At 36.1% G+C, this 15474-nt stretch carries 11 protein-coding genes; 3 read left to right on the forward strand and 8 right to left on the reverse strand.

Annotation, left to right across the window (positions count from 1 at the left end; all coding sequences use genetic code 11):
• Nucleotides 1–6: 6 nt before the first annotated feature.
• The 5 genes from IGL80_RS12520 to IGL80_RS12540 all read right to left on the reverse strand — a co-directional run bounded on the left by IGL80_RS12520 (nt 7) and on the right by IGL80_RS12540 (nt 6351).
• Nucleotides 7–2493, reverse strand: coding sequence for a heavy metal translocating P-type ATPase (locus IGL80_RS12520; RefSeq protein ID WP_002377899.1), 2487 nt, complete (start codon nt 2491–2493; stop codon nt 7–9).
• Nucleotides 2494–2508: 15 nt separating this feature from the next.
• Nucleotides 2509–2949: a CopY/TcrY family copper transport repressor gene (locus IGL80_RS12525; RefSeq protein ID WP_002358353.1), complete on the reverse strand. Its 441-nt coding sequence runs from the start codon at nt 2947–2949 to the stop codon at nt 2509–2511.
• A 128-nt stretch (nt 2950–3077) separates the two neighbouring features.
• Nucleotides 3078–4241, reverse strand: coding sequence for a cation:proton antiporter (locus IGL80_RS12530; protein ID WP_002355211.1), 1164 nt, complete (start codon nt 4239–4241; stop codon nt 3078–3080).
• Nucleotides 4242–4261: 20 nt separating this feature from the next.
• The gene (locus IGL80_RS12535) at nt 4262–5629 is read right to left on the reverse strand and encodes a TrkH family potassium uptake protein (protein ID WP_010708245.1); all 1368 of its coding nucleotides are present in this window, start codon (nt 5627–5629) and stop codon (nt 4262–4264) included.
• Nucleotides 5630–5760: 131 nt separating this feature from the next.
• Nucleotides 5761–6351 carry a dihydrofolate reductase family protein gene (locus tag IGL80_RS12540; protein ID WP_002386047.1) on the reverse strand — a complete coding sequence of 197 codons (591 nt, stop codon included), beginning with the start codon at nt 6349–6351 and terminating at the stop codon, nt 5761–5763.
• Nucleotides 6352–6549: 198 nt separating this feature from the next.
• On the opposite strand from IGL80_RS12540, the gene genR reads away from it, so the two are divergent.
• Entirely contained in the window at nt 6550–7311 is a 762-nt protein-coding gene (gene genR / locus IGL80_RS12545; RefSeq protein WP_002355208.1) for a MurR/RpiR family transcriptional regulator, read from the forward strand.
• 159 nt (nt 7312–7470) lie between these two features.
• Here genR and IGL80_RS12550 read toward each other — a convergent pair whose 3' ends face one another.
• Genes IGL80_RS12550 through IGL80_RS12560 form a run of 3 tightly spaced genes read right to left on the reverse strand, consistent with a single transcriptional unit; the run spans nt 7471 to nt 11928 of the window.
• Entirely contained in the window at nt 7471–9828 is a 2358-nt protein-coding gene (locus tag IGL80_RS12550) for an AAA family ATPase (RefSeq protein WP_002358351.1), read from the reverse strand.
• The gene (locus IGL80_RS12555; RefSeq protein WP_002358350.1) at nt 9821–10528 is read right to left on the reverse strand and encodes an ABC-three component system middle component 1; all 708 of its coding nucleotides are present in this window, start codon (nt 10526–10528) and stop codon (nt 9821–9823) included. Before IGL80_RS12555 ends, IGL80_RS12550 begins: the two co-directional genes overlap by 8 nt.
• Nucleotides 10525–11928, reverse strand: a complete 1404-nt coding sequence (locus IGL80_RS12560; RefSeq protein ID WP_002358348.1) for an ABC-three component system protein — start codon at nt 11926–11928, stop codon at nt 10525–10527. The genes IGL80_RS12555 and IGL80_RS12560 overlap by 4 nt, the downstream gene beginning before the upstream one ends.
• Before the next feature lie 720 nt (nt 11929–12648).
• On the opposite strand from IGL80_RS12560, the gene genB reads away from it, so the two are divergent.
• Entirely contained in the window at nt 12649–13983 is a 1335-nt protein-coding gene (gene genB / locus IGL80_RS12565) for a PTS sugar transporter subunit IIC (protein ID WP_085366524.1), read from the forward strand.
• A 26-nt stretch (nt 13984–14009) separates the two neighbouring features.
• Nucleotides 14010–15440, forward strand: a complete 1431-nt coding sequence (gene genA / locus IGL80_RS12570) for a 6-phospho-beta-glucosidase GenA (RefSeq protein ID WP_002358345.1) — start codon at nt 14010–14012, stop codon at nt 15438–15440.
• Nucleotides 15441–15474: the final 34 nt, after the last annotated feature.

Raw genomic sequence — 15474 nt, forward strand, 5'->3', positions numbered from 1 at the left:
TCAATTTTATTTTTGACTTCCACTAGTTTTTTTCACCGTCGAAGGTTTAAATCCTTTTAAGCGTAAGGCGTTTAGTAAGACAGAGACTGAACTAAAACTCATAGCTGCTGCTGCAATCATCGGACTTAACAAAGGTCCACCAAATAAGTGTAACACACCCATAGCCACTGGAATACCTAATGTATTATAGGCAAATGCCCAGAAAAGATTTTCTTTGATGTTTTTGATGGTCGCTTTACTTAATTCAACTGCTGTAGGCACATCCATTAAATCACTACGCATTAGCACAATGTCGGCCGATTCCATTGCAACATCTGTGCCTGAACCAATAGCAATCCCCACATCTGCTTGGGCAAGTGCTGGTGCATCATTAATACCGTCACCCACCATCGCAACTTTTTTGCCTTCTGCTTGTAGTTTTTTCACTTCTAACGCTTTATCTTCTGGTAAAACTTCACTTAAGACACGATCGATACCTACTTGTTTTGCAATCGCCTCTGCAGTACGCTTGTTGTCTCCCGTAATCATCACGGCTTCGATCCCCATTTTATGCAAACGTGCAATGGCTGTTTGACTGCTATCCTTCACAGTATCTGCTACCGCAATGATACCCGCAAACGAACCATCTTTTGCCACAAACATTGGGGTCTTCCCTTCTTCTGCCAAACGATCCGCTTGTTGAACAAACGTTGATAGCTCAATGGCTTCTTCTTTCATTAATTTTATATTGCCCAAAAGTAGGACTCGTTCGTTGACTGTCACACGGATGCCGTGACCTGGAATCGCTGAAAAATCGCTTCCTTCTGCTAATGGCAATTGACGTTCTTTAGCCGCTCCCACAATCGCTTCACCTAGGGGGTGTTCTGATCCTTGTTCTGCAGAAGCTGCTAATGTTAGTAACTCAGCTTCTGAAAGTGCTGAATCAGCAACTAAAATATCTGTAACCACCGGTTTGCCTTCTGTAATAGTCCCTGTTTTATCAAACACGATTGTTTGAATTTTGTGAGTGGTTTCTAAAGCATCCCCACTTTTAATTAAAACGCCATTTTCAGCGCCCTTACCTGTCCCCACCATAATCGCAGTCGGCGTTGCCAAGCCGAGCGCACAAGGACAAGCAATCACTAACACAGAAATAGTAATTGTCAAAGCGAAAATCCATGACTCTTGTCCTAAAAAGAACCAAGCCAAGCCAGAAAGAACAGCCAAACCAATGACGATTGGGACAAAAACACCCGAAATTTTATCAGCTAATTGTGCAATCGGCGCTTTTGAGCCTTGCGCATCTTCCACTAATTGAATGATTTGGGCGAGGGCCGTCTCTTTTCCCACTTTTGTCGCCTTGAATTGAAAGCTGCCATTTTTATTGATGCTAGCACCAATTACTGCATCACCGACTTTCTTTTCAACAGGCAAACTTTCGCCCGTTAACATGGCTTCATCCACAGAACTACTGCCTGAAACAATCACTCCATCAACAGGGATTTTATCTCCTGGGCGAACAATCACAATGTCATCCAACTGAACAGCATCAACTGGCACTTCAATTTCTGCGCCATCACGTAAAATATGAGCAGTTTTCGGCGCTAAACCCATTAATTTTTTTATCGCATCTGAGGTTTTCCCTTTTGAAACAGCTTCGAAATATTTTCCTAATGTAATTAAAGTTAAAATAACACCCGCTGATTCATAATACAGAGCCATTGTAAAACTTGTATCTCCTAAGAATATCATGACTGTGCCATATAAACTATACACAAAAGCAGCACTGGTTCCTAAAGCTACCAAAGAAAACATATTCGGATGCCCTTTAAATAATGCTTTAAAACCGACTGTGAAAAATTCTCTGCCGACATATAGAACGGGTAACGTCAAAATCAATTGAACCATTGCAAAGGTCGTCGCATGTGTCATTGGATTCAAAAAATCCGGTAATGGTAAGCCTACCATATGTCCCATCGCAATATAAAGAAGGGGTACTGTAAACACCGCTGAGATCCAAAAACGTTGCCACATCTCAGCAATATGTTTTTGTTTCTTTTCACGATCTTGGTCCGCTGTTGCACCGGCAGCGACTTCTTCTGTCGCCTGATAACCTGCATCCGTAACTGCTTTGATAATTTCAGCACTCGTTACTTGATGGTCGTCATAACTAACCACCAGTTTTTCCGTGGCTAAATTAACAATCGCTTGTTGAACACCAGATAATTGGTTCACAGCTTTTTCAATCGTTTGGGCACAGGAAGCACAACTCATTCCTTCAATCGCAAACGTTCGTTGCTGGGCTGGGCTAATCGCCTTGTAACCAGCATCTGACACAGCTTCCTTAATTTCTTCTTCTGTGACTTCCGTCTGATCATACGTGACACTTAATTTTTCCGTAGCTAAATTGACACTTGCCTTTGCCATCCCAGGTAACTTCGCCGTAGCCTTTTCAATCGTTTGGGCACAGGAAGCACAGCTCATCCCTTCAATATCAAACGTTTTACTTTCCATTTTTTTCACTCCTTTTTAAATTAAATGACATTGGCATTGACCAGGAATACAGTTGCAAGGGACGGATTCAACCGCCGTCTTGCGCTTCTCTTTCAAGAGTTCCTCTAATCGATCCAAATCGTCATAACTCAACTGACTCTCTGTTAAAATTGTTTCCACCACGGAACCAACTTTACGGCTGCACACTTTAGCTAAAAGTTCGTCTGCCACCGTTTCAACGCTCCGACGTTCTTCTACTAGCGGATAATAAATATATTTATTACCTGCTTTCTCCGTTCCAACTAACCCTTTATCTGTTAAACGACTTAGTAACGTCTTGACGGTCGTTGATTTCCATTCTTTCTTCTCATTTAAAAGTGTATGCACTTCACGACTCGTGGTCTTGCCTTGGGTCCAAATAACCCTCATGACTTCCCACTCTGCATCTGTAATTGTCGCTAATTTATCTTTTGCCATACTCGTTAAATTCCTCCTTCATCAATAAAAAAAGAGTTCAAGGTTGTCGACTACAAATGTAGTCGTTTATCTTGAACTCATCATATAGCTATTTTATTTTTTTGTCAACAACTTCTGCTCATCTTTTTTTATTGCAACGCAGATTCTTGTTTTTTAACAAAGTATTTCAATAAGAACGGTGCAACTAAGGTCGTTAAGATAATTACCACAATCATGCTCGTATAATACGCTTCTGAAAGTAGTTTAGATTGGTAGCCAATTTGCGCAATGATTAATGCCATTTCCCCACGCGAAACCATCCCAGCACCGACCATTAAAGAACTTGTATTGGAGAAACCAACCATTTTCGCTCCCCAGGCGCCGCCCAGTAATTTCGTTAAAATCGCCATAATCGTCATTACCAAAATAAAAGGTAAATCTTTTCCTAACGTGTTAAATGTCACTGATAAGCCAATGCTGGCAAAGAAGACGGGAATAAACACGGCATAGCCAATAGCTTCAATATTGAAATCAATTTCTGTTTTTGCATCCGTTTGTCCCACAGCAATCCCTGCAAAAAAAGCACCTACGACAGAACTTAAACCAACTAAATCAGCCAAATAAGCCATGCCCAAACAGATAATCAATGACATGATAATAACAGACGACCCAATGTTCATTTTTTGACTTAAACGTAGTAAATAGGGAGCAATAAAGCGGACCAAAAAGAAAATCCCAATAAAGAATAAGCCTTGTTCAATTAACTTAACAATAAAGCTGACTTCTGTATTGCCGCCTGTACTTGCACCAATCATGCCGACAGCGACACTTAAAATAATCACGACCACGATATCGTCAACGACGGAAGCCCCAAGAATCGTTGCACCTTCTTTACTACTTAAAACATTCAACTCTCTTAATACTTCTACTGAAATGCTGACCGACGTTGCTGCTAAAACTAACCCAAGGAAAAAAGCTTCTTTCCAAGAAAAAGCAAACAGCTGACCAATCAACATAGTAAAACCAACCGGTAAAACGATGCCCAAAATAGCGACCATGACACTAGGTTTCGCATATTTTTTCAATAATTCCAATTCACATTCCATTCCAGCAATAAACATCAGCATAATGACACCAATTTCTGAAAAGTCATGCACAAACACATCTTGATGCACAATATTTAACATCGCTGGACCTAACACAATCCCTACTAGCAATTGCCCAATTACCGCAGGAATTCCTACTCTTTTACAAGCAACACCTGCTAAAGTCGTTGTAATTAAAATCAAACATAAAATACCTAAAAATTCCATTCTATTTCCCTCTTTCTCTATTAACCAATCATCACTGATTCTTTTGGATATTGAACTTTCGACTGACTTTCCAAGCCTTTCTTAATTAATGACAATAACACCGTGTACACACCCACACGACCGACGAACATTAGAAAAATAATCACCAGTTTACCAAAAACAGTTAAATCTGGTGTTAACCCCATTGTTAAACCGACCGTTCCAAATGCAGAAATCACTTCAAAAACAATATACTCAATCCCGTTTTTTAAAGGTAATGTTTCTGTAAACGAGAGAATAACCGAAGCAGTTACACATAAAAAAGTTGCCAAGAAGAACAAAGTAAATGCTTGGAGCACTACTCGCTCAGGAATTGTGCGTTCATGGAATTCCACTCGCTGTTTCCCTTTAAAAATTGCACGAAATTGTAAAAATAGCACACCAAACGTAGTGGTTTTCAAGCCGCCAGCGGTTGATCCTGAAGTGCCACCAATAAACATCCACAAAATCGTGACAATCAGGCCTGGATTACTCATTTTCAAATAATCAACTGAATAAAAGCCAGCCGTTCTTGGTGTAACCGACAAGAACCAACTGTTGACAAGACGCTGCCAAAAAGACATGTCAGCTGGAAAATGGCGATATTCTGAAATGTAAAAAATAACGGTCCCTAAGACTAAAAAGGTGGTGGTCACCGTTAAAGCAAGGCGTGTATGAATACTAACACGGTGCTTAATTTTATTTTTATAGCCTTTAATCATTGCAAAAATATCGCGCCACACAATAAATCCTAAGCCGCCAGCTATAATTAAAAAGCTAATGACTAGTAAAAGATAAGGCGAATTTTGATAAGGAACCATACTATCCCCTAGCAAATCAAAGCCAGCATTACAAAATGCCGAAACGGCATGGAAGAGACTAAAAAACAACCCTTTTTTCCACCCAAATGTTGGCACAAATTGAAAGGACAACAAGAAGGCTCCAAGTAATTGAATAATGGCCGCAAACTTCATAATATATTTCATTAAACGAAAAACTCCGGAAACTTCACTAACATTTAACGCTTCTTGATACAACATCCGTACACTTAGTGACGCTTTTTTCCGCAGCAAACTAAAGAAAATCGTGGCAACGGTTAAAAAGCCTAAGCCGCCTAATTCAATCAAAATCATAATAATAACTTGCCCGATAGGACTCCAATGTTCCGCCGTATTCAAAGGCGAAAGCCCTGTAACACAGACGGCGGAAGTTGCCACGAAAAAAGCATCAATCCATTGCGTTTTTTGTCCAGCTTGTGCAGAAAAAGGCATCATTAATAAGATTGTGCCTACAACAATTAATAAAAAAAAGCCTAAGACAATTGTTTGAACAGGTGAAATATACAACCTTTTTTTGATCTGATGTTTCATTTTTTTCTCCTCTACCATTTCTTTGTTAATCAAAAACAACACAAACGGCTAGACAACTGTTGCTTTGTTCCTCTCGCCCTATGAGAAACTCAAAACCTTGAAAGCAACTTGCCCAACCGAATAATTATTTTTTAATTTTTGTTTTCACGTTGATAAATCGAATAAACCAACTCATTTTTTTGATAAACCTGTTTTAAACGAACTGGGATTGATTGAGCCATTGTCTCATATAGAGCAATGCCCTCACCCAGAAACAGTGGTATTGTCGTCAAAATGAAGGTATCAATTAAATCAGCTGCCAAAAGCGGTTGAACCACTTTTGGGCCTCCAACAATCCAAATTCCCGCGCCGTCTTCTTCTTTGAGACGACGAATTAATGTGACTGGATCTTCCTTGGTAAAAGTTCTTGAAGCAGTTGATGGTTCTGGATGAGAGGTAATGATATAAGAATGCTTGTCTTCATAAAAATACACATCTGGGGACAATTCTTGTGTAACTTGATCATAAGTAGTCCGCCCCATTACCACAGTGTCTATTTTTTCATACATTTCATCGTAACTACGATCTTCTTCATCGCCACGAATATTCTCTTCTAACCAAGCAACACCGCCCGCTTTGTCCGCAATGAAACCATCAATACTCGCTGCAATAAATAAAATTACTTCCCGTGCCACATCAACGCCTCCTTTTCTCTTCTTATCTATTTTAGCTTGTTTTCTCAAAAAACTCTAGGGGTGCGCATTGTTATTTTTAAAAGAAAAAAGAGAAAAACTAGGATAATTGGGCTACTTTTTGTAAAATAGGAAATAAGAAACTTTTTATTGAGTTATTTTACATTTTTTTCAAGAAAAATAAGAATTGGTTTATTTGATTTACACAAAAAAATAACATATTCAGTTTTTATATAAAGGAGGATTACTTTGTTTGATTTAGAGAAGGTTCAGACCTTGAATGAATTAGAAATGCTCGTTTACCATTATGTATTGGAACACCTGCACCAAATCCCTCAACAGACCATTCGCCAACTGGCTACTTCCTGTCATGTCTCCACCTCAACGATTCTACGATTTTGTAACAAAATGGGCTATGCTGGTTTTTCTGAATTAAAATATGCAGTGAAAGAAGAAGCCAAACAAACACAAACGTTTGAAAATTTTTATGATGCCACGGTTCACGTCGATGCTTTTTTGAAAAAATTAAACCAAGAAACCTATTACGAAATGCTTCGTCCAGCAATTCAAATGATTGTTCAAGCACGTCACGTTGCCTTTACTGGCATTGGTACTAGCGGAATTTTAGGTAGTTATGGCAGTCGTTATTTTGCCAACTTAAATATCAATTCTTACAGTATTGCTGACCCCTTTACGCCTATCCCCAAGCGCGGATTTGAAAATACATTAGCCTTGATTCTGTCTGTATCTGGGGAAACCAATGAAATGATTAAACAAATGACCGATTTTAAAACAGCTGGCGCCAAAGTGCTAAGCATTACCAACAATCAACATTCAACTATTGCCCGCTTGGCTGACTACAACATCTCCTATTATATGCCCGACGAACGTTCTCCATTTGCAGATAAATCAGTTAATACAACCACTCAAATCCCTGTCATTGCTTTAATTGAACTCCTAGCTCATCAAGCAAGTCAACTTTTAAAGGAACTAGATGAAACACCTTTCTAGTTGTTTTTCACAAAAGGGGTCGGGACAGAAGCGTTAACTTTCTTAAAGACAAATAAAAAATATTAATTAGATGGACTCACCCATATCTAAAGAGAACCCACAATCACTAAGATTGTGGGCTCTCGCTCTAATGTCATAAGTAAAGTTGACACATTCTCTCTATTCTATATCATTTAATTCATTCTTTACATTGATTCTCTTTGTGCTCAAATTATATTTTGAAAACTTATAACGAATGTATTTAGAAATCTCTTCTTCATGAGTAGATAAAATTATTTGTTTATGCCTAAAATCATTTCTTAGCAGCTCTACAAACGATGCAATATTTATTTCATCCATAGTTTGAACAGGGTCATCTATTAATAGAACACTTAATGCTTTCTGCTCGTATACTTTATTCAATGCTAGCGTGAAAGCTATCACTAATCCAGAAAGCTGACCAGATGATAAATAATTAATTACATCATGATCATTTTCCAAACCAGACACAAACATGATACTTTTTTCATAATTATCTTTTTCACGTATGAATAACCCACATCCTAATTGATAGTTTTGGATAATTTTTCCACTGTATATATAGAACGGAATCTCAATATCTCTAATAATTTTTCTCCAATGACTAGCAATCTTATTTTCGTAAATACCAATAATCTTGCTTATTTTTTTTTCAGATATAATCAACTTTCTTTCTTGTTCTTCATCTTTCTTTAAACCTTCGCTTAATTCTTTTACTTTTTTTGATCCACTACTGTAAAAGAGAAGATTAATATATTCTGCTTTCTTTCGAATATTTTCTAGCTCAACACTTCTTAACTCCGCCTCATTAGAATTAAAAATATTCTCAAACATAAACTTTTTGTTTCCATGTTCTTTGTAGTTAGTACTAATAGTTTTCTTTTTCGACAATATATATTGGGTCAATTCTTGAAATTGAGTTTCACTGTTAGTAATTTCAATGTTGTCAATATTTAGAAACTTATCGAGCTGTAAATTATTCTTTTTACACCATTTAATAAATTCCAATATCTGAGCTTTCATTTTTACTGCTGATGTTAATGAATCATAAAATCCTTCAGATACGATATTCTTACTCTCAGAAAAATAATTTTCAATTTCTTGTTTGATACTTACAATATATTTTAAATTTATATTGTCTAGTTTCTGTTCGTATAGCTTACCTTCTTTATCAGTCAACTCCTCAAATTTATTTTCTTTTTCTCGAATTGACTCTAATAAATCACTATATGAATCAAACGGCTCACCGCACAAAGGGCAATCGGTATCTTCTGATCGCTTAATCTTATCAAAACTCTTCAATAAATCTTCTCTAGTGTTCTTAAATTCCTGGACTGTTTTTGAAAAATTACTCATTTTTGATTTTGTTAACTTTAAATCCTCTATATAACTTTGTATCTCTGGAATGTTTAGAGATAAGTGTAAAATTTTATCTATATCCTTAAAAGTGGATATATTTATATTTTTTTCAATTTCTGATTTTGAGAATGCCTTTTCTAAACGTTTTAATGATCTTTCTTTTATTTTTAAAGCAGTATATTCATCATATTTTTCAAGAAAATTAGAGTAATTGATTGTATTTAGAAGTAGCTCGTTTTTTTTGAGGTAATCATCTATTTGATTATTGAATTGAGTACCAAGAAAATCTTCAACATCCTTTCTTAATTTATATATTGATCTGAGCTCATTCAGATACTTCTCTCTTGTTGTTATGTCGACAGTTATATTTTCTCTATCCCATTCTAACACTGGAGTTCTATCCAAAAGTTTGAAATACGATGTATTTCCATTGTCGTCTCTCTTGATTTTACCTAACTCATTCGCTAAATCCTCTAAACGAGGTCTAGTGATTTTAATCTGTTCGCTAACAGCTCTTTTTTTATTAGATATCCTTTTTTTTGCATTTTTGATGTTTGATAACTCTCTCTCTTCTTCTTTAGTATCAAACAATGAAGATATAGCTTCCATACGTTCTCTTCCATTTTTTTTCAAAAATAGCGTATTTTCCTCTTGTTGTACATAATAAAATAAAGTGAAAAATCTTTCTAAATCAGGAATATCCAAGATGTTTTCTACTTCTTTAGCAGGGATTTGCTGCTCATCTTCGAAAATAGACATAAATTCTGGTAATAGATAAGTTTGAAAAACATTCCAATTATCAGGTTTCTTATCACTTTGAGTAAATCGCCTTTCTGAGTCTATCCTTTTAGCTATTACAATTCTATTTTCATTATTTTCAAATTCTATTCGTACTTCTGTATCGATCTCACTCTTATTTGAGAATAAGTTATATTCATATCCCAGCCTACGGTCGATAGTATTTGTTATTCGACTGATTTTTCCAGTCATTACTAGCTCTATTGCATCAAAAATAGTAGTTTTCCCGAATCCATTTGGACCATCAAGAACAATCAAGTCATTGTTATTAAAGTTGATTTCAGCTTCATTAACATGTTTAAAATTCTTCAAATATATTTTATTAATTCTTAGTTTATTCATAGTCAACATTCTCCAAGTCAATACTTTCAACTATTTTGTCAATAAATTCTTCATCCTCTAACTCGAAGTATTGCAAAATTTTATCTCTACTTTCCATGAGATTATCCTTTTCCAAACATAGCCCAATTGTTTTAGACAGGTCAACTAAATCACTTTGTTTGTGATTCAAACTAATAAAAGGAATTTTAGTCATTAACTTTGTACAAATCTCATATAATTTCGCATCATCAGTATCCGTCCCTAGCTTATACTGATTAAATTTTTCTACATCATTAATAATATTATTGATTGTAATGTTGATATTTTCTCCGTTCAGAATATATTTTTTTGTTTTTTCAAAATCCTCATTATAGCTAAGTAAATATTTTTTAAAAAAATAAGGATCTTCTTCAATTTCAAAAATTTTTTTATACTTAGACAAACTTTCAATATGATTATTCTTTAGACAAATTAACATGGATAAATTCTTATCTATCCTCTCATCGTAACCTCTCTCAATTGTCTTAATGATATTAAAATATTCTGAAACTTGTTTTGTTATAAAGTCTTCCGTAATTTCATTCATATACACAATTAAATAGAAATTCGTTGCTGTTTTAGAATAATTTCCCCAAAAAGATATCTCATCGCTAAAAGGGTTGGGTATTGGTATGTTTTCAAAACCATTATTAGAAAAAATTTTATCAATGACTTCGTTCACTCTAATTCCTCCTTAGCTTCATCAAGCTTAATTAAACCAATTTTTTTCATTATTGTAATCCGATTATGATATTCTTCATTTTGTCCTGTGTTATTACTATTGTCCGGCTCAGGAATATTTTTATATATTCTATTTTCGTCTATAGAGCTTATTGTAATATTCTTAGTGATTATTTTTTCTACTTCTCTTAACAAATCTGGATTATCGTTATTATGTATCCTTTTTATCAGTAAATCATTTCTAATGGGAGAATCATCATCAAGAATAGTAGAAGGTAAATACACAACATTTTTATAATCACTCATCCTTTTGTGGAAAACCCATTTTTTTCTATGAACTTTCTCTTGTATCTGTTTTATTATCTCAAAAAAACAATTCTCCAATCCTTGCTTAGGAAGACAGCTAGTCAAAAATTTCATCGCATTATTTGCGTCTTCATCGGTTACTTCGTTGTCAGGTGAAATTTTTAAACAAAATTCGTAGAATTCATTGTCATCTAAGGCGTATACTTCATCAAGTGTCATCTTAAACAAATCATAATTATGTCTAGATATATATCCCATATTGTATTCGTTTTCAAGAACTTCGACTACATACTGTGAAGCCATTCGTTGAAACTCATCCTTCATGTAATATATTGTATATTTTCTACTGGGCAGATCATGATTCTGTTCAACAACTTTTTTGATGTCAACAAATTTTATAGTAACCTTCTCTTTCTCTATCCCTTCTTGAATATCCTTATGTCGTTCTTTGATATTCGAATCCACTAGACCCAGTAGGCAAAGATACGCCCTATCAATTCGTTCTGCACTAGCATTATTCCCTGTAAAGGCTAGAATCTTCTCTTTTATTTTTGTCTCAATATCATCAAATGAGCAAAAGCGCATTTCATTATCTTGATCTCCATAATTATACAGTTCAAGCTTTTCAACAAGACTATCATATTGTCCCGAATCAACGACTGCTTTATAACTTTCATATGGTGATTTAATTCTAGGATTTTTTACAGGATTAACAGGTTCTTTGATACCATGTTTTTCTAAGAAATCTTCTGGTATATTCAAGCCATTCGTGGTATGCAAATAAGCTTTCTCAAGAGTGGTGAACTCTAATATTTTCAATAATAGACTCCATATGGCCTCCTTGTAACTAGACATTGCTGATGTGTTGTAAGTTTTGACTTGATGAATAGTAATATATTCACTGTTCTTTTTAATTGAAAAATCCTCAAGCCACTCTAATTCTAAAAAATACTCATTTAAGTCTTCATTTGTGTCGTTAAGTACTTCGATTTTATTTAAAGCCATAAATAAAGCTACTTTTCCCTGATAGTTGTACCCATTCCAACTAAAACTAGCATCAGTAGAATACAAAGTAACATCAATTTCCTCCGCCATGAAAGTTCCTCCTCTTTATTCTTTATCATTGAATTATTAAAACTAATTTCCTAGTTATCTTATCCTTCTAGTGTTCAATTAAAACCAGTGCTGTATTTTATAATAAGCAAAGTGTTTTTTCATCTTTAATCTTATCATGGATTTTGAATTCTAAAAAGAACAATCGATACACAGCAATAAATAATCTTCCTTTTCGCCATAGATGATGAAAAGGAAGATTTCATTTTTTACGAAATAGATTAGTCGACACAATGCCCTAAGCGTGTAGTTCGTAAATGTAAACAATATCTCACTTACTACAGGTGTGGAAATGCGAGTAAACGGCGAGACCTCTTAATAAGGCATACTAACGAATCCATTCTAGACGCCGAATGGATTACTGTCAAAAACACCCATGAACCTATTATTTCAGAAGAATTGTTTTAGAAAGCTCAATTTATTCGCAAAAAAAGCCATCGGGTTAAAAAGAGCAAATGAAAATTAACATCTTTTCTGGCTTCTTAACATGTGTAGCGAGTTATTGACAATGATCAAGTCAATAACTCGCTACACGACAAAGCAGAACGTAAATAAAAAGGCAACTTATTATGTTTTTGTTTTTTTTCTTGGTACATGTTTCTCATTCAAGCAAAAGTCTATTTTTTCTTCAAATAAGCTTATATAGTAAATATGTAAACGGATACATTTGCATTTATATTATTCTTCAAAGGAGAGATTTTTATGAACGAATGGATTAACGAGAAATTATTACCTCCAGTACTAAAATTCGTCAATACCAAAGCAATTACTGCCTTACGGAACGGGATGCTTTACACGATGCCTTTTACCATTGTTGGTTCCGTGTTTCTTCTATTAGCGAATTTCCCAGTTACAGCTATTTCTGAATGGGTTAACGCAAGTGGCCTGGCTGTTTATTTCAATCAAGCATATGGTGCATCTTTTGCGATTATGTCGTTATTTGCGGTCATCGGTATTGCCTACTCATATGTAAAAAGCGAGGGATTTGAAGGCCTCCCAGCGGGCATGATTGCCATGGTGGTTTTCATTTTGTTTATGTCATCTGAAGTCAAAGATGCGGTTTCTGGCGCAGTAGTTGGCAATGTCATCAACAAAGATTGGACAGCTGGCAAAGGGATGATTACAGCTATTATTGTTGGTTTGTTAGTCGGCGTTGCATATAGTTGGTTTTTACGTCATGATATTCGTATCAAATTACCAGAAGCTGTACCAGAAAATGTGGCCAATTCCTTTACTGCGTTAATTCCTGCCAGCGTCATTGTAACTGGTGCAATGCTAATTTTCATTCTTCTAGATAAAGTCTTCAATACGACATTCTTTGACTTTATTTACGAAGTGCTACAATCACCACTTCAAGGAGTCACAGATTCACTAGGTGGCGCATTACTATTAGGTTTTGTCATTCCGCTCTTTTGGTTTTTCGGTGTTCACGGGTCAACAATCGTTGGCGGTATCATGGGCCCTATTTTACAAGCAAACTCTTTAGAAAACACCGAAATTTTGAAATCAGGAAAAGACTTAACACTGGCTAATGGTGGCCATATTGTTACACAACAATTTTTAGATCAATTTTTAACGGTCACTGGTGCGGGCATGACAATCGGGTTAGTCGTGTTCATGGTTTTCTTTGCCAAATCAGCTCAGTTTAAGCAATTAGGTCGGCTTTCAATTGGGCCAGCTGTTTTCAATATTAACGAGCCAATTGTCTTTGCTACACCTATCGTGATGAACCCAATCATGGCTGTGCCATTCATTATCACACCGATTGTTTCTTCTGTTGTGACATATTTTGCCTTGTACACAGGACTGGTTCCTCTCTTTACTGCGGTACAAGTTCCCTGGACTACTCCTCCAATCATTTCTGGACTTTTAGTTGGTGGTTGGCAAGCCGCGTTGCTTCAAGTAGTGGTACTGACGATGAGTTTCTTTATCTATTTACCGTTTGCTAAAAAAATGGATGCACTTAATTACGCAGAAGAAACCAATCAACCAATTACTGAAGAAACCCTTGAAAAAGTCGAAGCACAAAATGTATAAAAATTTGAACAAAGGACTGAAACGATATGTCAATTTTGAAAAATGATTTTCTTTGGGGCGGCGCTGTCGCTGCTCATCAATTAGAAGGAGGCTGGGACCAAGGCGGTAAAGGGGTGAGCGTGGCGGATGTAATGACTGCCGGTGCACATGGCGTCCCTCGTAAAATTACCGCAGGCGTTTTACCAGATGAACACTATCCTAACCATGAAGCGATTGATTTTTACCATCGATATCAAGAAGATATTCAACTATTCAAAGAACTTGGTTTAAATTGTTTCCGAACCTCTATTGCTTGGACACGAATTTTTCCTAACGGAGATGAAGAAACGCCCAATGAAGAAGGCCTTCGTTTTTATGATGCACTTTTTGACGAGTGTTTGAAAAATGGCATTGAGCCAGTTGTGACACTGTCTCACTTTGAAATGCCTTATCATTTAGTCACAAAATATGGCGGTTTTCGCAATCGCCAGGTCATTGATTTTTTTGTCAAATTTGCTGAAGTCTGTTTCACTCGTTACCAGAAAAAAGTCAAATATTGGATGACCTTTAACGAAATTAACAACCAAGCCAATTATGAAGAAGATTTTGCACCTTTTACTAACTCTGGTATTGCTTACCAGGAAGGAGAAGACCGCGAAGCAATTATGTATCAGGCTGCTCATTATGAACTAGTCGCTAGCGCACGTGCAGTGAAAATTGGCCACGCTATCAATCCCGACTTCCAAATTGGCTGTATGATTGCGATGGTGCCTATTTATCCTTATTCTTGTAATCCTGAGGATATGATGATGAGTGTTAGCGCAATGCAAAAACGTTATTGGTTTACCGATGTTCATGTCCGCGGTCATTATCCAAGTGCAATTCAATGCTATTTGAAACGAAAAAACATTTCATTAGATGTCACAAAAGAAGATTTAACTGATTTAGCTAATGGCTGTGTTGATTATATTGGCTTTAGCTATTACATGTCGTTTGCTGTGAAAGGTGCAGAAAAGGCCCCTACTTTTGACTACAATGAAGCAAAAGACTTGGTGCGAAATCCTTATGTAGCAACATCTGATTGGGGCTGGCAAATCGATCCTATGGGCTTACGCTATGCAATGAATTGGTTCAATGATCGGTATGAATTACCACTTTTTATTGTCGAAAATGGCTTTGGCGCTATTGATGAGTTAGAACCAGACGGAACGATTAACGACACTTACCGAATCGCTTATTTACGTGAACATATTGAGATGATGAAAGAAGCCGTTGCGTATGACGGCATTGATTTGATGGGCTATACACCTTGGGGATTCATCGATTTAGTGAGCGCTAGTACAGGCGAAATGAAGAAACGGTATGGCTTCATTTATGTAGATAAAGACAACGATGGTCACGGAACGTTGGAACGGCGAAAGAAAAAATCGTTTGCTTGGTATCAACAAGTGATTGCTACGAATGGTGAAGAATTATAAACAAAAGGCCTTCGTCTAAAGACGAGGGCCTTTT

It is taken from the genome of Enterococcus sp. DIV2467a, assembly GCF_050532945.1.
Lineage (GTDB): Bacteria > Bacillota > Bacilli > Lactobacillales > Enterococcaceae > Enterococcus > Enterococcus faecalis.